Annotated in this window: 23 protein-coding genes; 10 read left to right on the top strand and 13 right to left on the bottom strand. The window is 65.5% G+C overall.

The annotated features are described in order from the left end of the window. Positions 1-203: 203 nt before the first annotated feature. The gene (locus QNI11_RS11410) at positions 204-428 is read right to left on the bottom strand and encodes a DUF1127 domain-containing protein (protein WP_283980219.1); all 225 of its coding nucleotides are present in this window, start codon (positions 426-428) and stop codon (positions 204-206) included. 94 nt (positions 429-522) lie between these two features. Between QNI11_RS11410 and QNI11_RS11405 the strand changes: the two genes are divergently transcribed. From QNI11_RS11405 to QNI11_RS11385, 5 genes are all read left to right on the top strand, one after another. After that, entirely contained in the window at positions 523-1914 is a 1392-nt protein-coding gene (locus QNI11_RS11405; RefSeq protein ID WP_283983500.1) for a PLP-dependent aminotransferase family protein, read from the top strand. Next, positions 1911-2444 carry a GNAT family N-acetyltransferase gene (locus QNI11_RS11400; RefSeq protein WP_283980218.1) on the top strand — a complete coding sequence of 178 codons (534 nt, stop codon included), beginning with the start codon at positions 1911-1913 and terminating at the stop codon, positions 2442-2444. The genes QNI11_RS11405 and QNI11_RS11400 overlap by 4 nt, the downstream gene beginning before the upstream one ends. A gap of 149 nt (positions 2445-2593) precedes the next feature. Next, on the top strand, positions 2594-3052 hold the full coding sequence (gene rplM, locus QNI11_RS11395) for a 50S ribosomal protein L13 (RefSeq protein WP_100930369.1): 459 nt from the start codon (positions 2594-2596) through the stop codon (positions 3050-3052). Positions 3053-3054: 2 nt separating this feature from the next. Beyond that, positions 3055-3549 (top strand): 30S ribosomal protein S9, encoded by a 495-nt coding sequence (rpsI, locus tag QNI11_RS11390; RefSeq protein WP_100930370.1) that lies wholly within the window; start codon positions 3055-3057, stop codon positions 3547-3549. A gap of 290 nt (positions 3550-3839) precedes the next feature. Continuing rightward, positions 3840-4940 carry a glycosyltransferase family 4 protein gene (locus QNI11_RS11385; RefSeq protein WP_283980217.1) on the top strand — a complete coding sequence of 367 codons (1101 nt, stop codon included), beginning with the start codon at positions 3840-3842 and terminating at the stop codon, positions 4938-4940. A gap of 61 nt (positions 4941-5001) precedes the next feature. Here the strand turns inward: QNI11_RS11385 and QNI11_RS11380 are convergent, their stop codons facing one another. Together QNI11_RS11380 and ppk2 are read right to left on the bottom strand one after the other, a co-directional pair. Beyond that, the gene (locus tag QNI11_RS11380) at positions 5002-5619 is read right to left on the bottom strand and encodes a TetR/AcrR family transcriptional regulator (protein WP_283980216.1); all 618 of its coding nucleotides are present in this window, start codon (positions 5617-5619) and stop codon (positions 5002-5004) included. A gap of 60 nt (positions 5620-5679) precedes the next feature. Then, complete coding sequence (gene ppk2, locus QNI11_RS11375; RefSeq protein ID WP_100930374.1) at positions 5680-6555, bottom strand: polyphosphate kinase 2; 876 nt, start codon at positions 6553-6555, stop codon at positions 5680-5682. Between the two features lie 127 nt (positions 6556-6682). Between ppk2 and QNI11_RS11370 the strand changes: the two genes are divergently transcribed. Then, positions 6683-7504 (top strand): L,D-transpeptidase, encoded by an 822-nt coding sequence (locus QNI11_RS11370; RefSeq protein WP_283980215.1) that lies wholly within the window; start codon positions 6683-6685, stop codon positions 7502-7504. A 2-nt stretch (positions 7505-7506) separates the two neighbouring features. Here QNI11_RS11370 and QNI11_RS11365 read toward each other — a convergent pair whose 3' ends face one another. Then, the gene (locus QNI11_RS11365) at positions 7507-8475 is read right to left on the bottom strand and encodes an alpha/beta fold hydrolase (RefSeq protein WP_283980214.1); all 969 of its coding nucleotides are present in this window, start codon (positions 8473-8475) and stop codon (positions 7507-7509) included. A gap of 19 nt (positions 8476-8494) precedes the next feature. Beyond that, positions 8495-9415: a homoserine O-succinyltransferase gene (gene metA / locus QNI11_RS11360; RefSeq protein ID WP_100930376.1), complete on the bottom strand. Its 921-nt coding sequence runs from the start codon at positions 9413-9415 to the stop codon at positions 8495-8497. Positions 9416-9541: 126 nt separating this feature from the next. Between metA and QNI11_RS11355 the strand changes: the two genes are divergently transcribed. Next, positions 9542-10132: a hypothetical protein gene (locus QNI11_RS11355; RefSeq protein ID WP_283980213.1), complete on the top strand. Its 591-nt coding sequence runs from the start codon at positions 9542-9544 to the stop codon at positions 10130-10132. A gap of 85 nt (positions 10133-10217) precedes the next feature. Here the strand turns inward: QNI11_RS11355 and ssb are convergent, their stop codons facing one another. Then, positions 10218-10745: a single-stranded DNA-binding protein gene (gene ssb, locus QNI11_RS11350; protein ID WP_283980212.1), complete on the bottom strand. Its 528-nt coding sequence runs from the start codon at positions 10743-10745 to the stop codon at positions 10218-10220. A 174-nt stretch (positions 10746-10919) separates the two neighbouring features. Here ssb and QNI11_RS11345 point away from each other — a divergent pair, with 174 nt between their 5' ends. Then, a complete protein-coding gene (locus QNI11_RS11345; RefSeq protein WP_283980211.1) occupies positions 10920-11534 on the top strand; it encodes a lytic transglycosylase domain-containing protein in 615 nt (204 codons plus the stop codon). A 102-nt stretch (positions 11535-11636) separates the two neighbouring features. Continuing rightward, positions 11637-12650, top strand: a complete 1014-nt coding sequence (locus tag QNI11_RS11340) for a hypothetical protein (RefSeq protein ID WP_283980210.1) — start codon at positions 11637-11639, stop codon at positions 12648-12650. Between the two features lie 170 nt (positions 12651-12820). On the opposite strand, the gene QNI11_RS11335 is transcribed toward QNI11_RS11340, so the two are convergent. From QNI11_RS11335 to miaA, 6 genes are all read right to left on the bottom strand, one after another. Next, positions 12821-14908, bottom strand: a complete 2088-nt coding sequence (locus QNI11_RS11335) for an ABC transporter ATP-binding protein (RefSeq protein WP_283980209.1) — start codon at positions 14906-14908, stop codon at positions 12821-12823. 81 nt (positions 14909-14989) lie between these two features. Continuing rightward, positions 14990-16426 (bottom strand): ABC transporter permease, encoded by a 1437-nt coding sequence (locus QNI11_RS11330; RefSeq protein ID WP_283980208.1) that lies wholly within the window; start codon positions 16424-16426, stop codon positions 14990-14992. Between the two features lie 11 nt (positions 16427-16437). Further along, on the bottom strand, positions 16438-17574 hold the full coding sequence (locus QNI11_RS11325; RefSeq protein WP_283983499.1) for an ABC transporter permease: 1137 nt from the start codon (positions 17572-17574) through the stop codon (positions 16438-16440). Positions 17575-17670: 96 nt separating this feature from the next. Beyond that, positions 17671-19341 (bottom strand): ABC transporter substrate-binding protein, encoded by a 1671-nt coding sequence (locus QNI11_RS11320; RefSeq protein WP_100931050.1) that lies wholly within the window; start codon positions 19339-19341, stop codon positions 17671-17673. 246 nt (positions 19342-19587) lie between these two features. Continuing rightward, positions 19588-20445: an AraC family transcriptional regulator gene (locus QNI11_RS11315; protein ID WP_283983468.1), complete on the bottom strand. Its 858-nt coding sequence runs from the start codon at positions 20443-20445 to the stop codon at positions 19588-19590. Next, a complete protein-coding gene (gene miaA, locus QNI11_RS11310; RefSeq protein ID WP_283983467.1) occupies positions 20442-21347 on the bottom strand; it encodes a tRNA (adenosine(37)-N6)-dimethylallyltransferase MiaA in 906 nt (301 codons plus the stop codon). The genes QNI11_RS11315 and miaA overlap by 4 nt, the downstream gene beginning before the upstream one ends. A 109-nt stretch (positions 21348-21456) precedes the next feature. Here miaA and pyrH point away from each other — a divergent pair, with 109 nt between their 5' ends. Next, on the top strand, positions 21457-22194 hold the full coding sequence (gene pyrH / locus QNI11_RS11305; RefSeq protein WP_100930384.1) for a UMP kinase: 738 nt from the start codon (positions 21457-21459) through the stop codon (positions 22192-22194). Here the strand turns inward: pyrH and QNI11_RS11300 are convergent. Beyond that, complete coding sequence (locus QNI11_RS11300; protein WP_283983466.1) at positions 22173-23195, bottom strand: GlxA family transcriptional regulator; 1023 nt, start codon at positions 23193-23195, stop codon at positions 22173-22175. The genes pyrH and QNI11_RS11300 overlap by 22 nt on opposite strands. Between the last annotated feature and the right edge of the window lie 16 nt (positions 23196-23211).

Genomic DNA, 23211 nt, shown 5'->3' with positions numbered 1-23211 from the left:
AGCCAGCAGTGCGTTCCAGTCGGTTCCTTAGCGCCCCCCTGAACTGCAGGGTTGGGATCGGTTCCGAAAGTCCGGCTCACGTAAGGGGTGAGGGCGCGACGATCAAGTATTAATTCTGCGGGTGCGAGAGATTATGCCGGCGGGCGGGAGTGATGCCCGCCGGCGGCCCCGGAGCGAGGGTTCCGGGGCTTTGTCTGGCAGGGTTACTGCCAGAACCTGCGGTTGGCCTCGTGCCGCGCGGTCAGCGCGTCGATTCCCACGTCCTTCAGCATATGGGCGTCGAGGTCGGCCAGCGCCTGTCGCGTGCGCCGCTTTTCAGCCCATTTCGCCGAGGCGACCGCAACACGCAGCGCCATGCTTGCCACCAGCGGGAGCGGGCGGCTCGTCTCGAGGTAGGTCAGTGCTTCACGCGTGACGATCTGTGCCATGGGAAATCCTTTCAATTGTATTGACACAAAGTACCTGTATTCGGTATCTTGATTGATACAATGTGTTCTGGAGAGGGTCGAGCCAATTATTGTGATGGATACAATTTCGAAACTCTATGAGTCGCAACAGGCGGGGCCCAAGTATCGCGCCGTCGCGGACGCCCTGAAGCAGGCGATTGCGCAGGGCGACTTGGGAGTCGGCGACCGCTTGCCCCCGGTGCGCGAACTCGCCTGGAACCTGAAGATCACCCCCGGCACGGTCGCCCGCGCCTACACCATCCTGACCGACGACGGCCTGGTGGTGGCAGAGGTCGGGCGCGGCACCTACGTGGCCGACCGCAAGCGGCCGCCGACACCGGGGCCGCTGCTGAGTTTCGACGAGACGACGCCAGACAATATCAACCTGTACTTCTCGCGCCCGCCGGACGTGGGGCAGGTGGCCCTGATCAGCGACGGCATGCGCCGACTGGCCGACACGCCCCGTCGTTCACTGATGGACTACCCCTCCGCCGAGGCCTACGCGCCCGCCCGCAGGGCCGTGCTGCGCTGGCTGTCCGATGCGGTGCTGGGGCCGGCGGACGAAGATCAGGTCGTCCTGTCGCACGGCGGTCAGTCCGGCGTGTCACTTGTCTTGCAGTCCGTGCTGAAGGGGCCGTCGCCGGTCGTGCTGGTGGAGGAGGTCTTCTACCCCGGTTTCCGCCGCGCGGCGCAGCTTGCACGGGCGGAAATTGTGCCGGTTCCGATTGACGCACACGGATTGATCCCCTCTGCGCTCGATGAATTGTGCCAGAAACACGAGGCGCAGGTGCTTTGTACCAGTGCCGAGGTGCACAATCCCACCGGATTGTTCACTCCGCCCGAGCGCAGGGACGAGATCGCGAAGGTCGCCGCCCGGCACGGGCTGAACGTGCTGGAGGACGACTGCTACCGTCTGGGACCGTCGCGGGCGCCAACCTACCGCGCGCTGCTGCCGGACCTCGGCTGGTACGTGAACTCCCTGTCAAAGACGCTGGCACCCAGTCTCAGGATCGGTTTCGTGGTGGCCCCGGCGGCGCAGGCGCGTCGCTTGCGGCAGACGGCGGAGCACGGCTTCTTCGGGCTGTCCGAACCGCTGGCCATGCTGGTGGAGGACCTGCTTGAGCGGGAGGAAACCTACGAGGTCACGACCCGCGCCCGGGAGGAGATTGCCCGTTACGTGCGTGCCGCGGTCAACATCCTCGGGCGATACGATCTGACCTGGAACGAACAGGTGCCGTTCCTCTGGCTGAGATTGCCGCAGGGCTGGCGCGCGGGATCCTTCGCGCAGGCGGCCGAGGCGCAGGGCGTGCGCATCCGCGCCGCAGAGGAATTCGTGACCCGCGACGGACGAGTGCCCCACGCGGTGCGGATCGGCGTGAACGCGCAGCTGTCGCTGAAGACCTTCGAAACGGCAATCGCGCGGCTGCGGGACATGCTGGACAACCCGCCGGAACGGATGACGGTATGACCTGGGCGAGGGAACTGCCGGACCGCATGCTGGGTGCGACGCTTGAACTGCGGCCGCTGGTCGAGGCCGATCGCGAACCGTTGTTCCAGGCGGCCTCCGATCCCGGGATCTGGGCGGGTCATCCAGCCAGCGACCGGCATGAGCGCGCGGCCTTCACCACATACTTCGACCATCTGCTGACCTCTGGCGGCTCCGTCACCGTACGCAGGCGCGACGGCGGGCAGGTCATCGGCTGTTCGCGTTTCTACGAACCGCCGGAAACGCCCGGAGGGATCGCCATCGGATCGACCTTCCTTGTTCGCGAGGCATGGGGTGGGGCGGTGAACCGCGAACTGAAGGCGCTGATGCTCGGATGGGCCTTTGAAAGGCACGACCACGTGTGGCTGCATATCGACCCGGAAAACCTGCGATCCCAGCGCGCGACGGCCAAACTGGGCGCGCGTCTTGTGACCACGGCCGAGCTTGTGATGGCGGGCAGGCGGGGTCATCGGCAATGCTGGCGGCTCGATCGGGACGATTTTGTGGGGTAAAATGATACCATAATTTCAAGCCATTGATTTTGCTTCTTAAATTTGGATAAAGCGCGCTTGACGCGACCTGGGGGCGGCTTTATGAACCGTCCATCGAATTTCGGGCCGGGGGTGACCTCGGCCCTTCTCTATCGAAACGGACGACACACATGAAAACCTTCTCTGCAACTCCGGCAGACATCGACAAGAAGTGGATCGTGATCGACGCCGAAGGCATCGTTCTCGGCCGCCTCGCTGCGATCGTCGCCACACGGCTGCGCGGCAAGCACAAGCCGTCCTTCACCCCCCACATGGACATGGGTGACAACGTCATCATCGTGAACGCCGACAAGGTCCAGCTGACCGGCAAGAAGCGCGAAGAGAACTTCTACTGGCACACTGGCCACCCGGGCGGCATCAAGTCCCGCACGAAGGCGCAGATCCTCGAGGGTGCACACCCCGAGCGCGTGGTGCTCCAGGCCGTAAAGCGCATGCTTCCGGGCAACCGCCTGTCGCGCCAGCTGCTGACCAACCTGCGCATCTATGCAGGCGCGGAGCACCCGCACGATGCCCAGAACCCCGAAGTTCTGGACGTCAAGACCAAGAACTCCAAGAACACCCGGGTGTAATCATGGCTGAACAGATCAACTCTCTTGATGACCTCGCCAAGGCCGTGACCGACGATATCGGTGCAGTCCAGGGCGTCGAAGAAGCCCCGCGTGAGCCGGTTCGCGACGAACTCGGCCGCTCCTATGCCACCGGCAAGCGGAAGGACGCCGTCGCACGTGTCTGGATCAAGCCGGGCTCCGGCAAGGTCGTGGTGAACGGCAAGGACCAGGACAAGTACTTTGCGCGTCCGGTGCTCCAGCTCATCCTGCGCCAGCCGTTCCAGGTTGCCGGCGTCGAAGGTGAATTCGACGTGATGGCGACCGTGAAGGGCGGCGGCCTGACCGGTCAGGCCGGTGCGGTCAAGCACGGCATCTCCAAGGCTCTGCAGCTTTACAACCCGGAACTGCGTTCCGCGCTGAAGGCCGCCGGCTTCCTGACCCGCGACAGCCGCGTCGTGGAACGGAAGAAGTTCGGTAAGCGCAAGGCACGCCGCTCGTTCCAGTTCTCGAAGCGCTGATACAATTCATCGCTGCACGAAGCAAAGCGCACCGGTCTGCTATTCACGCGGCCCGGTGCGTTTTTCTTTCAAAGGCGGCACTCTTTTCTTCGCCGACCCGACGTGAGCTGAGAACGTCTCTTTGCAACGCAGGGACAAGTTGTTTTCCTTGCCGTTCCGATACTTACCCGGTAGGGCTTGCAACTTCTTGAAGACAGATCATCCGCCCTGACATCGCAGGACTGCGCGAAGTGTGGTGACGGACAAATGCGCGGCGGATGGCGAAACTGCAATGCGCGACGGAGGCAATGATGCGGCTCGCCTACATCGCACGTTCCGAACTGCCTTCCGAATCCGCAAACAGCGTTCATGTCATGCGGATGTGTCTAGCTCTCCTGGATGCCGGGGCGGACGTTCGGCTATTTGCGCTCAAAGGAGGGACAGGCGATTCTTCGCCTGAAGGGCTGGCGCGCTACTACGGTGCCCGACGGCCTGTGCCCATGCAACTCTACGACCGCAGCAACCCCTTCACTGGCGGCGGGTGGCGAATGAGGGCAGTCTTGTCCGCCAGATTGGCGCGGCGCAGCGTACTGACGCGCGACATACACGTCGCCGTGATTGCCGCGCGCTTTGGAATTTCGACTGTACTCGAATTGCATCACGCCCCTCACAAAGGAAGTCGCGGGGAGCGCGACCTCGGCCGTGCGCTGGCAAAGGGAGTGCGGATCGTGACAATCACCTCGGCACTCGCTGATCACATAGCGGGGCACTGGCCTGTTTCTCGCGAACACATCGCGGTGCTGCAGGATGGTGCAGACGTTGTCGGAAGTATCACGCCGGAAGGAACGCTTGATCGCGGACGCCCTGTCGCCGGTTATGTTGGTTCGCTTTTGCCGGGAAAAGGTGCGGAACTTGTGTGCGAACTGGCTGGGCTGGTGCCGGAGGCGGACGTCGTTGTGATCGGCGGCCCCGAGAAAAGGCGTTTGGAACTTGCACACGGCGCGCCAGCAAATCTGCGTGTTCTGCCGCGGGTGTCCCCGTCCAGTGTCGCCGCACAAATCGCCGCCTTGGATGTGGCACTGCTTCCAAATGCACGCAACGTTTCCGCGGAGGGCGGTGCCGACATCGGAGCGTGGACGTCCCCGCTCAAAGCTTTCGAATACATGGCGCTCGGCCGGGCAATCCTGGCGTCGGATCTGCCGAATCTTCGCGAGGTCTTTGAAGATGGACGCAATGCTCTGTTGTGTCCGCCGGACGAGCCAGAAGTCTGGGCGCAACGGTTGCGGGACCTGCTTTCAGACGAAACCCTCCGCTCTGCCTTGGGAGCCGCCGCAAAAAGCGATCTGGAGCGAAATTACAGTTGGGCTGTGCGCGCACGCAAGATGCTGGAGCTAATGAGCGCTGCGCCGTAATGGGAGGCGGGGAGACACACGACCTGTTCCATCCACACGGCAACCTGATCGCGGACCTGCATCAATTCTCGGGTGGAATCAATCCTAGCCCCCGCAAGTAAACGCCAATGCCACTCTCCAATAGATCCTCGGGCGGGAAGGGAGCTTGCGTTCCTGGAGAGTTTCGGGCGAACAGTTCCACGACACCGTGGCTCAGGGCCCAGATGTGTGCAGAGAACATCGACGCGGGTGGGCGCTTGTCGGGCGGAATGTGCTGAGATAGGTCCGCCGCGGCCCGTTCCAGCACTCCGCGGGCATGGGCCGAGACCTGCGCCAGTTCCGGCGAGTCGTTCACCGAGATGCCGCTTTCGAACATGGCGATGTAGTGGCCGGGGTAGCGCCGGGCGAAGGCGAGGTAGGCGCGGCCCGTCGCCTCGAACGCTGCCAGCGCCGAGGGCTGCCCCTTGTCGTAGGCGTATTGCATGACGTCGGCGAAGATTTCGTACCCTTGGCGCGCGGCTTCGGCGATCAGGTCTTCGCGGCCCGCGAAATGGCGGTAGACCGCCGCGGGCGTGACGCCCGCCTGCTTGGCCGCTTCGGACAGGGTAAAGCCCGTGGGGCCCTTTTCCTCGATCAGTTGCAGGGCTGCTTCGACCAGCGCCTGCCGCAGGTTGCCGTGATGGTAGCCGCGTTTGCCCATGTTCGGGGGACACCTCCGTTTCTCAGGGACTTAGCCTGCGCGCCGGGGCAGGGAAAGGGCTCAGGCGTCCCAGATGTCCGGTCCGCCGCAAATCGCCGGGTCAGGATGGCCAAGTGCCTGCTGGTCCTTCCGTGAATAGTCGAGATGCGTCAGCACGTGCCGGATCGCGGACAGTCGCGCGCGTTTCTTGTCGTCCGACCGGATGATGGTCCAAGGCGCGGCGGCGGTGTGCGAGCGGTGCAGCGTCTCCTGGATCGCGGCGGAATAGGCCTCCCAGCGGCTCAGCCCCTCGACGTCGATCCAGCTCAGTTTCCACTGTTTCAGCGGATCGGATTCGCGTTTCAGGAACCGGCGGAGCTGTTCGGCCCGGCCCACGTTGAGCCAGAGCTTGAAGAGGTGGATGCCCTCATCGACCAGCATCTTTTCGAAGTCCGGGACCTGAGAGAAGAAGTGCTCCCTCTGCTGTGCCGTGCAGAAACCGAAGACATGTTCCACGACGCCGCGGTTGTACCACGACCGGTCGAAGAAGACGATCTCGCCGGCCGCGGGCAGGTGGTCGACGTAGCGCTGGAAGTACCATTGCGTCGCTTCGCGGTCGGTCGGCTTGGGAAGCGCCACGACACGGGCACCGCGCGGGTTCAGGTTCATGCGGAAGCGCGCGATGGTGCCACCCTTGCCGGCCGCGTCGCGGCCCTCGAAGACCATGGCGATCCGGTGGCCTTCCTGTTTGGCCCACGCCTGCATCTTGACCAGTTCGATCTGCAACGCCTCGAGCTCTTTGTCGTAGTCCTTGCCGGACATCTGTTCGGTGTAAGGATAGCCCGCGTCGAGAATGTCGTTCTTGTCGGCGGAGGCGATGGCCGCCCGCACGTCCTTTGGAGCATCGTTTTCGGCGTATCGTGTGATGGCACCGTCAAAAGGCAGGTCCTGGGGCATGATTTCCGTCCGTTTGGTTGTCGTGAGTATGGCTTTGTGTGCGGATGATGGCAAACCGCTGCCGAGCGGCGGAACAATCGAGCCGGACGAACCGTTTGCCTTTCGAAGAATACTGGAAAGGCATCTCATGATATCGCAAGTCCCCAAACCGGTCGCCGGGCTGGTTCTTCTCGCGCTTGTGGCAGCCTGTGCGCGTCCGCTTCCCCCGGTCTCGGACATCTCCGAGGCGCAACCGCAACCGGTGCCCAACGTGGCAATGACCGAAAACGGCTACTTGGCGGAGGTGGAGGTGCTGCCCCCCGAGCCGCCGCGAAAGCGTCCGCTGCAGCCCGAGACGCGGTCCATGTACATGTCGACCCAAGACAACGGCATGACCATTCCCGCGGTGCCGGAGAAATACCTCAGCGAGGAAAAGAAGCGCCAGCTGGTGGATTACTACGCGCCGTATCCGGCCGGCACGATCATCGTCGATCCGGGTGCCACGAAGCTGTATCACCTGCAGGGCAACGACCAGGCCATGCAGTACACCGTGGCGGTCGGTGCCGCGGGACGCGCGTTCAATGGCGAGGCGAAGGTGGCCTACCAGCGCGACTGGCCGCGGTGGACGCCGACGCAGAACATGATCAAGCGCGAACCGGAGGTCTACAACCAGTTCAAGGACGGCATGGAAGGAGGGCTGGACAATCCTCTCGGCGCCCGGGCGCTGTACCTGTACCGGAACGGCAAGGACACGCTCTACCGCATTCACGGGACGCGCAGCCCTGCCTCCATCGGGCACGCGGTGTCCTCGGGCTGTATCCGGCTGTTCAACCAGGACATCATCCACCTTGCGGATCAGGTGAAAAACGGCGCGCGGGTGATCGTGCTGAACGAGAGCGAGACGGGCAAGTACCTGCGCGCGCCGTCCGACGTGGTGCAACTGGCCGAGGATGTGCTCGACGCGGGTTGAGGTCAGTCGTCGCCGCGATGCCGGGCGCGCTCGTGGGCGCGCCGGATCGCCTCCACCACCGCGCCTTCGCGGACGTGGTGGGGCATGTGGCCCACGCCCTCCAGCACGGTCAGCCGGGCGTGGGGCAGACGGTCCGCGAGCGGTTCGGAGTGGATGCCAAGCCCCACCGTGTCGTCCGCCGTGCCGTGCACCAGTTCCACCGGCATGACGGACAGTTTGTCATAGCGCGGCTCCAGCTCTGTGATCTGGTCGAGCAGACCCGCGCGGTGCAGGGCGTTGGCCTTCAGCGCCGTGCGCCGGATGGTCAGCGGCGCGCCGATGTGGCGGTCGTAGCCCGGTGGCATGTCCTGCGGATCGAAGACGGTTTCCACCACGCCCTGCACGTAGCTCGACGGGACCCAGGCCGCCTCGAACGGGATGGCGAGGGCGCCGAGGATCGGGTGGGAGTTCACCTTGTAGAGCCGTGACATGCCGCCGTCCCATGGGTAGGACGGGCTGGCGGTCAGCACGAGGGCCGAGACGGTCTCGGGGAATTCCACGGCCCAGGCCAGCGCGACGGAGCCGCCGTAGCTCTGGCCCATGAGGACGGGCTTCTCCAACCCCAGCGCCCGGGTGGCGGCAGAGAGCAGCGCGGCCTGTTCCACGATGGTTTCGCCGCCGTCGTGCAGCCGGTCGGTATACCCCATGCCGGGCCGGTCGAAGGCGGTGACCCGGAAGCCCTGCGCCAGCCGGTCGACCAGCGAAAAGGTCATGTCGCGCAGGTTTCCGGACATGCCGTGGATCAGGACCACGTCCGGGCCTTCGCCCTTGGTCACGTAGTGGACGCGCGTCGTGCCGACCTTGACGAACTGGCCGGAGGGGGGGAAGGCGGCCTCTGCCGCGCGTTCGCGCAGACCGGCGCGCAGTTGGCTCAGCCCCCAGGCCGCGGCCCCGAACGCCAGAACGTATGCAGCCCACATCAGCGGTTTCACCTGTCCTCCGTCGCGTCGTTCATGACCCGATGGAGGATAGCTCGTAAGGTGTCGACTGGTAGATCTGGTTGATCCAGTTGCCGTAAAGAAGATGTGCGTGGCTGCGCCAGCGGTTCTGCGGCGTCAGCGCCGGATCGTCGCCCGGATAGTAATTCGCGGGCACGTTGATCGGCTTCCCGGCGGCGATGTCGCGGTCGTACTCTTCCTTCAGGGTGCCGGAATCGTATTCCAGGTGGTTGAAGATGTAGAGCGCGCGGTGCGCCGGGTCCTCGACGAGGCAGGGGCCGGTCGTCTCGCTGTCGATCAGGATCGGCAGGCCCGCGGCGGTGATCTCGGCGCGGTTCATCTCGGTCCAGCGGGAGACGGGGATGACCATGTCGTCAGAGAACCCGTTCAGGTAAGGCGAGGTCGGCGCGCGGTTGATGTGCCGCACGGCGCCGAAGGCCTTGGCGTCCAGCATGTGCTTCGGCACGCCGTGGAAATGGTAAACCATCGCCATCCCGCCCCAGCAGACGCCGAAGGTGGAATGCACATGCGTCTGCGTCCAGTCGAAGACCTGCGTCAGCTCCTCCCAGTAGGTGACCTCCTCGAAGGGCAGGTGTTCTATCGGGGCGCCGGTGATGATGAGCCCGTCCAGCTTTTCGCCGGAGTCGGCCACCTCGGCGAAGGGGCGGTAGAAGGCCTCCATGTGCTCGGCGGCGGTGTTCTTGGTCTGGTGCTCGGTCATGCGGATCAGCTGGAAGTCGATCTGCAACGGCGTCGCCCCGATCAGGCGGGCGAACTGGTTCTCCGTCTGGATCTTCTTGGGCATCAGGTTCAGCAGCCCGATCCGCAGCGGTCGGATGTCCTGCCGCGCGGCCTGTTCCTCGGACATGACCATGACGCCCTCGCGCGTGAGCACGTCGAAGGCGGGAAGGTCCGAGGGCAGGCGGATGGGCATGGGTCTGTTTCCTGAGGGTGATTGCGAGGGGCAGACATAGGCCAAGCCTTGCCGCCGAACAAGGGTTGCGCCGACTCGGGGGCTGTGGCCGTAATTCCCAAGGCCATTTTTCTGGAGGGCATTTGAATGAAGTCTGTTGCAGCGGCGTTTTCCGTGGCGTTGGCCGTCCTGTCCGGCGGTGCGGTGGCGCAGACGAATTCCTGCATGGGCAACTGCCTGGCGAGCGAGGGGGACACCCCCAACTACCACGCCTGCATCCGGCGCCTGTGCAATGCCAACCATGTCCAGCCCTCGACCCATATCCCGACGTGGAACGGCGGGGCGATCCAGGACGGTGCGATCCTCTGGGCGGGGATCGACACGCAGAACGGTCAGTCGGGGCTCTATTACTTCTGTCAGCAGGGCGGTATCAGCGATCTGCTGATCCCCGGCACGCCACCGGGCCAGCAGACCTTCTACCTGACGGTGGACGGCCAGACCTTCGAAAAGACGTTCCGCACGATCAGCAACGGAGTCACGGCGACGGTCGTGCCCGAAGAGCCGCTGATCCGCGCGATGCGCGGCGGCAAGGGCGTGGTGATCGAAAGCCAGCGCGGCGGCATGGTCATGGGTCTTCCGCTCATCAATGCCGAGGAGGCGCTGGAGGGCGCGCTGGTCGGGTGCGGCTTCATGGAGCCGGACGAGCGCCCGCTGGGGGCGGGGGAGCGTCAGGACTGACAGGGCGCGCCGCCCACGTGTCAGCGCAAAAAAAAAACCGCCGCAGGATGTGCGGCGGTTTGTGTTTGCAGAACCCGGGACTGACTCAGAACGGGATCTCGTCGTCCAGATCGCGGGACGGCGCGCGGGAGGGGCCGGAACCGCCACCGGCGTTGCCACCGCCGCCGCGGTCGTCGTAACCGCGGTCGTCATATCCGCCGCCACCGTAGCTGTCGCCACCGCCGCCGAACGAGCCGCCGCCACCACCGCTTCCGCCATCGCTGCGGCCGTCGAGCAGGGTCAGCTCGCCACGGTAGGGGCGCAGCACGACCTCGGTCGAATAGCGGTCCTGACCGGACTGGTCCTGCCACTTGCGCGTTTCAAGCTGGCCCTCGATGTAGACCTTCGAACCCTTGCGCAGGTACTGCTCGGCGATCCGGGCCAGCGGCTCGGAGAAGATCGCGACCGAATGCCATTCCGTGCGTTCGCGGCGCTCGCCCGTATTGCGGTCCTTCCAGTTCTCTGACGTGGCGATCCGCAGGTTGCAGACCTTGCCCCCGTTCTGGAAGGTACGCACTTCCGGGTCGCGCCCGAGATTGCCCACGAGGATCACCTTGTTGACGGAACCGGCCATGTTTCTCCCTCTCGAAACCTAGAATCGCATCGGCGAATGTCTGCCGTTTCTACACGCGGTGCAAAGGGGGGGCAAACAGAGCGGACCACAGGGGTTCCGATTGAGCGATTTTTGGGTATAGTCCCGCGCAAAGACCAACAGAACAACACGGCGGCAACGAACAAGGGACGGACCATGGCGGGGGCACGCTTGGCAGTCGGCCTGAGCATTTTCCTGGCGATCACAGCCGGAAGTGCAGGGGCCGAGATTATTTCGACCAAGAACCGCGCGAACCTTTTCTCCTCGCAGACGGGAGTTTTGGACAGTCGCGCAGCGCAACAATACAAGAGTTCGGTGCGGCTTCAGCCGCCGAAGGTGGTGACGCCCACCAAGTGGGGTGTCGAAGGTGCCGAGAACGGCACCGTCCCGAAATACCGGGGCCGCTACAACGGCGAATACGCGGTGCTCGCAAGGGTCGCGGCCCAGAAACACGGCGTTCCCGAGGACCTTTTCCTGCGGCTCGTGATGCAGGAATCGCGGTTCAACCCGAAGGCCCTGTCCCACAAGGGCGCCATCGGACTGGCGCAGCTGATGCCCGCCACGGCCAAGGCGCTTGGCGTCGACCCGCACAACCCGGCGGAAAACCTCGACGGTGGTGCGCGTTACCTCAAGATCCAGTACCGCAAGTTCGGATCGTGGCGCCTGGCGCTTGCGGCCTACAACGCGGGTCCCGGGGCGGTCGAAAAGCACAAGGGCGTGCCGCCCTACCGCGAGACGAAAAACTACGTGAAGGTGATCTGGGGCAGCTGACCCCGGATCTTCCGCGCTCCGTAACCGCCGCGCCTTAATCCCGGATTATTGCTTTGATGGCACCCTGCCGCGCTAAGAGCGGTGGCAAGGGATACGAGGGCTATGGGCCGCGCGGAGATCGGCAGGCGGACGGGCAAGGCCGTGCAAGGCGCGCGGCTTTTCGTCGTGACCGCGGTGATCTTGCTGATGCTACTCATGCCCGGCGTGGCCAGGGCAGAGGCATGCAAGCTGCCCGCCGGTCTTCTGTCGCTGGCCCGGACCCTGTCCGCCCTCCCGCAGAAACAGCAAACGATCGACCAGCTTGTGGCGGAACGCATCGCCTCCCAGATGGACGGGCTGTCGGAATTCTCGATTCTCAATGACCTGCAGCGCAACCGACTTGGCGGGCTCAGCGGCATCGCGCTGGAGCTGATGGCAGAGGGGGAGCGGCTTTCTTACACCTCGGCGCCTTACGACCCCCGACACCTGCGCGCGATGCTGGCGGAGTTCGAACATCAGTCGACACTGGCCTGCAACAGCGCCGGCCAGCACAGCGAGGCCGACGCGCCTGAGACCTTTCGGGAGGCGGTCACCGAAGGCCGTATCGACTGGGAAGAAGTCGAGAAGATGCTGGAGGAGAACAAGGTCGTCAGCGGCGGTGCCGTGCTCGCCCTCATGGTGGTCTTCATCGCGCTGCTGTTCGGGATGGACCTTGCTCTCCGCTGGGCCTTTGCGCTTGTCTACAACCGGCGCGCCTGCCGCGTCGGCGCTACCCTTACCTTCGGCGAGGAGGAGGCGCACGGTCTGATCCTGACACTCGGACGGGGCGGTTTCCGCTTCCATCCCGATGACATGGGCGCGCTCAGGGACGGGGGCGCCGAAGGCGGGGTGCTGTTCCAGCTGCGCATCGGAACGCATGACCCGTTCGAAGGCCGGATGAGCATGGTCCGCGATCTTGTCGTCGACTGCCGGTTCGACACGCCCCTGACCCTGCGCCAGCAGGCCGAGATTCTCGCGCTCTCGTCGATTTCTCCATACTACGTCCGCACATCCCACGACGGCGGGGAGGAGCGCACCCTTTCGCTTGCGCGGCAGGAGGAAGGGCCGCCCGTGCCTGCGCCGAACGTGAAGTCTTAGGAGACGTGAGACCCTTGCCAGCGGCGAGGGGCCGGAGGTGTTGCAACCCCACCCGCAGCCATCCGAAGAACAAAGCCATAAGGCCGCGCCAAAACCATGTGCCCCGCACCCACCGGCGAAGCCAATCCGACCGGCGCGGACCCTTTCGCCTCCGTCGCGCGACCGACCGCCTATTCCGCCGCGACGGTGATCACCGGCTCCATGTCCGCCAGGTCCGCGTCGGGCAGATGGCATTTCACTTGGTGCCCTTCGGCGAGCGTCCTGACCGGCGGCACCTCGCGTTCGCAAAGATCCCCGGCCACCTTCGACTTCCACCGGCAGCGTGTCTGGAACGGGCATCCGGGCGGCGGGTTCATTGCGGAGGGCACGTCGCCTTCGAGGACGATGTGCTTCTTCTTGACCGAGGTGTCGGCGATGGGCACGGCCGACAGCAGCGCCTCCGTGTAGGGATGGTAGGGCGGGGCAAAGACCTGGTCGGTCGTGCCCAGTTCCACCACGTGCCCGAGGTACATCACCATGACCCGGTCGCTGAGATACCGCACGATCGAGAGGTCGTGCGATATGAACAGCAGGGTCGTCTTCTGAGCGCGCTGGATCTCCATCAGCAGGTCGGTCACGGCGGCCTGCACCGACACGTCGAGCGCCGAGACAGGTTCGTCCGCCACCACGATCCGCGCACCGCCTGCAAAGGCCCGCGCAATGCCGACCCGCTGCTTCTGCCCGCCCGACAATTGCCGCGGCATCCTGTCGGCGAAGGCACGGGGCAGCTTCACGAGGTCCAGAAGGCGCAGCATTTCCTCGCGCCGCTCGGCATCCGACGTGCCGTGGTTGAAGATCTCCAGCGCCCGGATGATCTGCCGTCCCACGGTCATCGACGGGTTCAGCGTGTCAAAGGGGTTCTGGAAGACCATCTGCACGTCGGCAATGGTCTGGGTGTCGCGCGCCTCGATGGGCGTCGATTCGATGTTGCGGTTGTCCAGCAGGATCTGGCCGGAGGTCGCGGTTTCCAGTCCCATCAGCACCTTGGCAAAGGTCGACTTGCCGCAACCGGATTCGCCCACGATGGCCAGCGTCTCCGCTTCGCGGGCCTCGAAGGTCAGCGTCTCGTTCGCCTTCACCACCTTCCGGCCGGTCCCGCCGCCGAACAGCTTGTTGGCAGCGACCTCGTAGTACTTCTTCAGGTCGTCCATCTTCAGGATGGTGCGCCCCGGTTCCGCCTTTGCCCTGGTCACCACGTTGGCGGGCGGCGCATGCCAGTCGATCTCGCGGAACCTCAAGCAGCGCGTGCGGTGGCGTTCGTCTCCGGGCACCGGCTCCATCGGAACCCGGTTGACCGCATCGCAGCGCCCCGCCTCGAGATAGTCGCAGCGGGGCCCGAAGTTGCAGCCCGGCGGACGCTCGTGGGGCAGGGGGAAATTGCCGGGAATGGCCACCAGCGGGCGGGTCGTCTTGTCGGCGCCGGGCAGCGGGATCGACCTGAAAAGCGCCTGCGTGTAGGGGTGCTGCATCTGGTCGAAGACATCCTCGATGGACCCGGTCTCCACCGCCTCGCCGGAATACATCACGCAGATCCGGTCGCAGGTCTCCAGCACCAGCCCGAGGTTGTGCGAGATGAACAGCATCGAGGTGCCGTATTTCTTGCCCAGTTCCTTCACCAGTTCGACGACCGCCGCCTCCACCGTCACGTCCAGCGCGGTGGTCGGTTCGTCGAGGATCAGGAGCGACGGCTCCGCCATCAGAGCCATGGCGATCACGATCCGCTGCTGCTGCCCGCCGGACAACTGATGCGGATAGCTGTCGAGGATCCGCTTCGCATCGGGCAGTTTCACGTCGGTGACCGCCTGCAATGCGCGGGCGCGGGCCTCCTTCTCCGACGCACCCTTGTGGATCATCGGCACTTCCATCAACTGCCGGCCGATCTTCATCGCCGGGTTCAGAGAGGCCATGGGCTCCTGGTAGATCATCGCGATCTCCGACCCGCGGATGTCGCGCAGTTCCTCCTGGCTCATGGCGTTCAGGTCGCGCCCCTTGAACCGGATGGCGCCGCCGACGATCCTGCCGTTCCGGCCAAGGTCCTGCATCACCCCCAGCGCCACCGTCGACTTGCCGCATCCCGACTCGCCGACAAGCCCCACCGCCTCGCCGGGCATCACCTTGACCGAGAAGTCCATCACGGCCGGGATCTCCCTGAGCCGCGTGAAGAAGGAAATCGAAAGACCCTCGATCTCGAGGATCGGGCCGTCGTAGCTCTCAGTCATCTTGTCTCTCACGGACCATGTCCTTCATCTTGGCGGAAAATACCTCGGGGGTCCGGGGGCTGGCCCCCGGTCCTGCAGGTCTCAGTCGCGCAACGATTCCTCCCGCAGCCCGTCGGCCAGCAGGTTCAGCCCCAGCACCAGCGACAGGAGCGCCAGCGCCGGCGGCAGGGCCGGGTGCAGGTAGACCGACAGCAGGCGCCGGCCCTCGTTGATCGTGGTTCCCCAGTCCGGGCTTTCGGGCGGCAGGCCCAGCCCGAAGAACCCCAGCGTGCCCAGCAGGATCGTCGTGTAGCCGATGCGCAGGCAGAAATCGACGATCAGCGGCCCGCGGGCGTTGGGCAGGATCTCCCACAGCATGATATACCATGGCCGTTCGCCGCGGGTCTGGGCGGCGGCGACATAGTCGCGGGTCTTGATGTCCATCGTCAGGCCCCGCACGATGCGGAACACGGTGGGCGAGTTCACGAAGACCACCGAGACGAAGACCACGAGGATACCGCCCGGTACGTCGAACAGGTCGAGCGACCAGAAGTCGATCTTCGACAGAGGCGCGTTGATCAGTGACAGGTAGACCAGTGTCAGGGGCAGCAGAACGACGGCCAGGTAGATCCAGTTCTTGGCCGGCTGCGTGCGGTAGCGCGCGTGGATCAGCACGCCGAAGATCACCAGCGGGAAGACGAACAGCACGACCGCCATGTACTGCGGCAGGCCCGTCGCCACGATCTCGGGCGTGACCAGCAGGTAGAACAGCAGGATCACCGGGAAGGCGAGGATCAGGTTGGCGAGGAAGGACAGGAACGTGTCCAGCCTGCCGCCGTAGTACCCCGCGGGCAGGCCCAGCGTGATGCCGACCATGAAGGCAAACAGCGTCGCCAGCGGCGCGATGGCCATGACGATGGTGGAGCCCGCCACGACCCGGCTGAACACGTCGCGGGCCAGGTTGTCGCCGCCCAGCAGGTAATAGGGATACTCGCCTTCCTCCCCCAGCGGCGTGCCGGGCACCTTGTTCTTCAGAAGCGCGTTCTGGCCCAGCGGGTCATGCGTGGCGATCATGTCGAAGAGGCCGGTGAAGATCGCGGTATAGACCCAGAACATCACGAGACCGAAACCGATCATGCCGATGGTCGAGTCGAACAGTTTCCCGTAAAGCCCCAGCCTGCGCTTGTAGACGACCGACAGGCCGAAGGTCGCGGTCAGGGCGATCCACACGGGCAGGAGCCGCCGCGCCAAACCACCGAGGATGCCCGCGGCGGTGTCCATGACGATGCCGCCGATCAGGTAGGCCAGCGCCAGCGCCACAAGCAGCACACCCAGCCAGTTGACCGTCGCCCGCGACAGCCCCCAGATGCCACCCGTGGCGACAATGGTGCCGTCCGGGTTGGCCTGTATGCCTGTGTCAGGCTCGAAGAAGGACAACAGGATGCGCAGCACCAAGGCCAGCAGGAACATGGGCACGAGGATCACGAGCATCGGGTTGAGGACGGTGCCGAGGCTTCCGGTCCATGTCAGCGGGTCCATGGGCCTCTCCTTCAGGTGACGCTGATGCGCGGGTTGAGGTAGACGTAGCCGATGTCGGAGATGAGCTGCGTCACGAGCACCACGATCACCGACACGACCGACACGCCCAGGAGCAGCTCGATGTCGTTGTTCGAGGCGGCCTGCACCAGCGTCCAGCCGAAGCCCTTGTAGTTGAACAGCGACTCGACGATCACCACGCCGTTCAGGAGCCACGGAAACTGAAGCATGATGACGGTGAACGGCGCGATCAGCGCGTTCCTCAGCGCGTGTTTCAGGACGATGTTGCCGAACGACACGCCCTTCAGGCGGGCGGTTCGGATGTACTGGGCGCTCATGACCTCGGCCATGGACGCGCGCGTCATCCGGGCGATGTAGCCCATGCCGTAAAGCGCGATGGTCAGCACCGGCAGGAAGAAGTTGTCGAAGGTCGGCGCCTCCATGGCCGAGGTCGCCGATCCCTTGAACCACTTCAATCCGACAGCGGAGGACGTGAAGACCGCGATGAAGATCACGCCCGACACGTATTCGGGCGTTGCCGTGGTCGCGATGGAGAAGGTCGACAGCGACCGGTCGAGCGGAGAGCCTTCGCGCATCCCGGCCAGAACGCCCACGATCAGCGCGGCGGGCACCATCAGCAGCATGACCCACAGCATCAGCCGGCCGGTCAGCGCCAGCCGCGTGCCGATCACGTCACCTACCGGTTCCTTGAAGACGGTGGAGCGGCCCCACTTGCCCTGCAGGATGCCGCAGAACCGCGGAGCTTCCTCCAGCGCCGTGCCGGGTGCCTGGCAGCGGGCGTTGACCTCGCCGGACGGGGTCTCGATCACGTAGCCCGGCGCCACGCCCAGCCACTCCGCGTAGTTCCGCAGAAGGCGCGGGTCGAAGCCGGTGTTGAGCTGCGCGCTGGCCTCCTCCTGCGTCATCTGGCCGGAGCGGTAGGCGGCCAGCACCTCCGGGTCCACCGGCGAGCGGTAGCCGTTGCTCGACAGGAAGGTCGCCACCTCGACGTCGGTCATCCGGAAGTTGCCCTCGGACTTCGCCAGCTTTTCGAGGTTCGGGTAGAGGTTCGTCAGGAAGAAGACGATGAAGGTCAGGCAGAGCGCGGTCAGGATCATCGTGCCGACACGTCTGAGGATGAACAGGCCCAAAGGCGCCTCCATGAGGTCTGTCCGGAACCGCGCGCAGGGCCCGACCGGATCGAAAAGGCCGCCCTCCCGGGGGAGGACGGCCGATCGGATGTCGCGTCAGGCGGCGAGACCCAGCTTGTAGACGTGGATCTCGAACGAGGGGTGCATCTCGGCGCCCACGACGCCCGGCTTGAAGTGCCGGTAGAGCGACCGCCAGTAGGGCTGGATGATGACGTGATCGTTGCGCAGGATGGTCTCCACGTCCTTCATCACCGCGCTGCGCGCCTCCGCGTCCGAGATCGACATGGCCTCGGTGAGTTTGGCGTCGAACTCCGGGTTGGAATACCCCGCCTCGTTCCACGCCTCGCCGGTGCGGTAGGCCAGCGCCAGCACCTGCACGCCCAGCGGTCGGTGGTTCCACTCGGTGATCGAGAACGGGTATTTCGCCCAGTCGTTCCAGAAGGTCGATCCAGGCAGGACGGTGCGGCGCACGTTGATGCCCGCGTCGCGCATCTGCGCCGCCGCCGCGTCGGCGGTGTTCTTGGTGAACCCGTCGTCGAGCGAGATCAGTTCGTGCTCGAAGTCCGCCATGCCGGATTCCTCCAGCAGCGCGGCAACCTCGTCGGGGGCGTATTCGGCCGGACCGATGTCGGCGTATTCCGGATGTACCGGCGCGACGTGGTGGTCGGCGGCCACGGTGCCCCGGCCGGCATAGCCCAGTTCCAGGCAGATCGAGTTGTCGACCGCCTTGACCAGCGCCTCGCGCAGCTTGGCATTGTCGTAGACCGGAGCGTCGCCCACCGGGGTCTGCTGGTTGAACCGCATGACCACGGTCGCGCCGGTGACCACCTCGGACTTCTCCCAGCCGATGGCGTCGGCGATCTCGATGAACTCGTTCACGTTCTGGTAGAGCATGTCGACTTCTTCGGACTCGACTGCCGCGATCCACGAGGCCGGATCGGTGCCGTAGTCGATGAACTCGATCCGGTCGAGGTAAGCGCCGCCGATGTCCTCCGCGTCTGCGCCCCACCACGTGTGATCGGTGTTCTTGACCAGCACGGCCTTCACGCCGACCTCCAGGCTTTCGGGCAGGTAGGGGCCGGTGCCGATCGGGTTGGTCAGCATGGTGTCGGGGTCATGGCTTTCGTGCACGACCGCCGCCGGATAGTCCGCCATGCCGACGACGATGGCGATGTCGGGCGCGGGCAGCGTAACCGTCACGGTCATGTCGTCGGTGGCGGTGACCGCACCTTCGATCATCTTTGAGGTGGCGGGGTCGATCAGCGAGGCCATGCGGCCGGCCATCGAATTGCCCTCCACCGTCTTGTCGCACCAGTATTCGAACATCCGCACCACGTCCGCCGAGGTAAACGCGTCGCCGTTGTTCCAGGTCACGCCAGGCCGGACGTGCAGCGTGTACTCGGTCGCGTCGTCGTTGGTTTCCCAGCTTTCCAGCAGCAGGCCACGCACGGTGCCGTCGCGGTTGTACTCCACCATGTACTCCAGCCACCCGCGCGAGAAGTTGGCCATCTGCGTCCAGTCGTAGGTGCGCGGATCCTTCAGCGCGCGGACCTCCTGCTGGATACGCAGCGTGCCGCCGGACTGGGCGTGGGCCGCCGCCTGCGCCGGGCTGCCGAGGCCGCCAAGCGCATAGGCCGTCGCCGCGGAGACGCCGAGCGCGGTGGCGCGCGTCAGGAATTCGCGGCGGTCAAGTTTCCCGGCCTTGAATTCGCGCGCGTACATCTGTGCAGCCGGGTGGACCCGCTGCAGGGTGTCCTTCGATGTCATCATCATCTCCCTGTGACATGTTCTGGTTATTATGCGGGGTTGGCTTCCTGGACGCCGTCTTCCTGTCCCGAGCCATCCGGTGCCCCCCCTTTGTTTGTGCCTCATAGCGCACCATTGCCTTTCAGGCGTCAACGCTTGTCATCGGCGTTCTGGTGTCGAAAAGCGACATGGCTCATATTCAAAAGCGACACGGACAGCGTTGCAAGCCCCGCGTCCGTGGCAGGGATGGAAAAAGTGCCCGCGTTATCAATGGCGCGCGGCAAGCATCTTCCGCGCGTCGGTGCGCAGTTGCGACGGCGACTTGCCCGTGTGCGTCTGGATGAACCGCGTGAAGTAGGCGGCCGAAGAAAACCCCAGCGACTTCGCAACATCCTGGACCGGCGGGCGCGGGCTTTCGAGGGCGACCCGGGCAGCATGCAGCTTGCGTTCGGTCAGCAGGTCAGCCGCCGTCTTGCCGCAGCACTGGCGGCAGATGCGGCTGAGGTGCGTGGGCGTCACGTCCAGCGCATCGGCATAGGCGGCCATCGGCTGCGCAGTACGGAAATCGCGGGTCAGGGCCTGCGCGTACCTGCGGGCCAGCCGCTGTGCCGCAGTGTCCTTGGGCGTCTCGGCGGCGCCCTTCTCGATCTGGCGGTGCAGCCAGATACCGAGCAGACGCACCCGCGCTTCAAGGCTGTCCTGCATCAGCGCCCGTTTCTGGGTCAGCTCGCGGTGCATGGCGTCGATCTCGCCGGTCAGCTCGGCCTGGGCAAAGCTGTCGCGGATACGCAGCAGCATCGGGGTCTCCGGCTCTTTCGGGGCAAGCCCGGTGGGCGCATGTACGAACAGCGCCTGCGTGCCCGGCTGCAGGTCGATGGCGAACAGCGTACCCGCCGGCAACCAAAGCGCCTGGTGCATCGACACGCCGCGCAGCACACCCGCCACCATCACACGGCCCTGGCCCTTGGTGATCCACAACAGCGTGCTGTCCTCGCGGTCGTGGGCCAGTTGGTAGCGCCACGGCGCGCCCTGCAGCTCCAGCATGAAGGACCCGCACCGCACCGGGCCGCGCGTCCGCTCGGGGGCGGGCGGCATCGGGTTCTTCAGGAAACCGGGGCGGTTCATGCGTTCAGGTCCTCCGGGGTGACACGCGGCCAGTCGGACATACGCGATTTGAACCACGTGCGCTGCCGCTTGGCAAACTGCCGTGTGAGGATCGTCGCCCGCTCGATCGCATCGTCGAGTGTCATCTGCCCCCGAAGGTGGGCGATCAGCTCGGCCGCACCGATGGCCTTGGCAGAAGGCAGGGCGGGTGACCAGGTGTCGAGGTTCTCGCGCGCTTCTTCCAGCGCGCCGTCCCGGACCATCTGCCGGAAACGGCGCTCGATCCGCGGGGTCAGCCAGTCCTTCGGCGCGTCGAAGAGGAAGGGCTGCGCCCGCGTGACCGGCAGGAGAGGCGCCGGGGTCTCTGCCTGCCACGCGGTGATTCCCTTTCCGGTGGCGCGCAGCACCTCCCACGCCCGCTGGACGCGCATGGGGTTCCTGAGGTCGATGACAGCGGCGGTGGGCGCGTCCAACTGATCGACAAGCGCCGAGAGACCACGTGTCATCCGCATATCGTCGCCCTCCGCCCGGACAGCGGCGGGCACGTCGGGGATACGGGCCAGGCCCTCGGTCAGCGCGGTGAAATAGAGCCCGGTGCCGCCGGTGATGATCGGTCTTTCACCCTTCAGCAGCGGCGCAAGATCGCGCAGCCAGTCCCCCACGGAATAGGCTCGCGTGCCGGGAACGTGACCATAAAGCATGTGCGGCGCGCGGGCTTCCTCCTCGGCGGAGGGGCGGGCGGTCAGCACGCGCCAGTCGGCAAAGACCTGAATGGCGTCGGCATTGACGATGACACCGCCCTGCCTTTCGGCGATCTCGAGCGCCAGCGCCGACTTGCCGGATGCCGTCGGTCCCGCGATCAGCAACGGCACGTCCGGATCGAGGGCATCGAGGCGCTCGGCCAGTTTATTGGTCATGGGCATCAGCTTCGGGGTCCTCGTCGCGCCTGTTCCTGCGCTGCGGCATTGCAGAGGGCGGGCTTTTCCGCCAGAAGGTGCCCGACATTACCCCCCGGCAAATAGGGAGCGCAACATGAGCGAGAGCGAGAGCGACAAGCCCGCCACAACCTACAAACGCGTCATGCTTAAGATCTCGGGGGAGGCGCTGATGGGCGATCAGGGCTACGGCCTCCATCCGCCCACCGTCGAGCGCGTCGCGCGCGAGATCAAGGCCGTGCACGACATGGGTGTCGAGATCTGCATGGTGATCGGCGGCGGCAACATCTTCCGCGGTCTCGCCGGTTCGGCACAGGGGATGGAGCGGACCACGGCGGACTACATGGGCATGCTGGCGACGGTGATGAACGCGCTGGCCATGCAGTCGGCGCTGGAAGGACTGGGCGCCTACTGCCGGGTGATCTCGGCCATCCGGATGGACGAGGTCGCCGAACCCTACATCCGCCGCCGCGCGGTGCGGCACCTCGAGAAGAAACGGATCTGCATCTTTGCCGCCGGCACGGGCAACCCGTATTTCACTACCGACACCGCCGCGGCTCTGCGCGCGTCCGAGATGGCCTGCGAGGCGATCCTGATGGGCAAGAACGTCGACGGCATCTACGACTGCGATCCGAAGAACAACCCCGATGCGAAGCGCTACGACGAGGTCACCTACGACGACGTGCTGCGCAACAACCTCAAGGTCATGGATGCCTCGGCCATCGCGCTGACCCGCGACAACAAGATGCCGCTCCTGGTGTTCTCCCTCAACGAGCCGGGCGGCTTCCGGGGAATCATGGCGGGCGAGGGCACCTACACGCGCGTCATTCCCTGATCCCGGAGGTCAGACTGCGCCTGCCCCGAGGGGCGGGCGGCCTCAGTCGCCGCGTCCCAGCCGGTGGGCGTGGCGGCCTTTGCCCGCTGCGCCCTTTGCGCCCGGGGCGCTTTGCCGAAGTGGTTCCCGTAGCTGCGCGTGAAGGCTGAAGGGGAGGCGAAACCGGTCGCCGCCGCAATCTCGGCTACCGTAAGCGTTGTTTCGTCGACAAGCTGCGCGGCACGCCTCAGGCGCAGGTCCAGGTAGACCTCAGCCGGGGTCTTGCCCTGAGCTTTGCGGCAGCGCAGGCGCAGGCGTTTCAGGCTCATGTCCAGTTCGGCAGCGATGCGCGGCAGAGGTAATGGCGCATCCAAGTGCGCTGCCATCAGGGTTGTCATGCGGGTCATCAGCGGATCGCAATGGCCCGCGCGCGCCGCCAGCGCCTGTGCCCGGCTGGTTTCGGCGACACGGCCGTGGCCGAGCGCCGCTCCGGTGCGGGCGGCCAGCGCCGGGCCGTGGCTGCGGGCGATCCAGTCGAGCATCGCCTCCGCTGTCGCCAGACCGCCCGAAGACGTCAGCCGTTGCCGGTCGAACGCATGTGTCCGTTCCGACAGGGCGATGTGGGGATAGGTCCGGTCGGGATCGGGCGGCAGCACGGCCTCCCGTCCGTCGAGCAGCCCCAACCGCGCGAGGATCAGCGCGCCCTGGTCCAGACCGGCCAGTGTCGCGCCCGCCGCCTCCGCCCTCGCAAGGAAGCCGCGCAGGCCCATGGGCAGGTGGTCGAGCGGGTGGGGCCCGGCACAAAGCACCACGAGGTCGAAACCCTGCGCCCCCTCCCAATCCTGCGCCTCTGCCGCGATCCGCGTCCCGTCCGATGCGGCGACGGCCGTGCCGGTCACGGTACGGATGCGGCAGGAAAACAGCGGCTGTCCGGCGATGCGGTTGGCAAGCTCCAGCACCTCGCGGATCAGGACGAACCCCAGAATGGGGAACTGGGGAAAGAGGATCAGGCAGACATGCATGGCGGTTCCGGCAGCG

It is taken from the genome of Sagittula sp. MA-2, from assembly GCF_030126985.1.
Classification (GTDB): Bacteria; Pseudomonadota; Alphaproteobacteria; order Rhodobacterales; family Rhodobacteraceae; genus Sagittula.
This window is presented reverse-complemented; position numbering and strand designations above follow the sequence as displayed.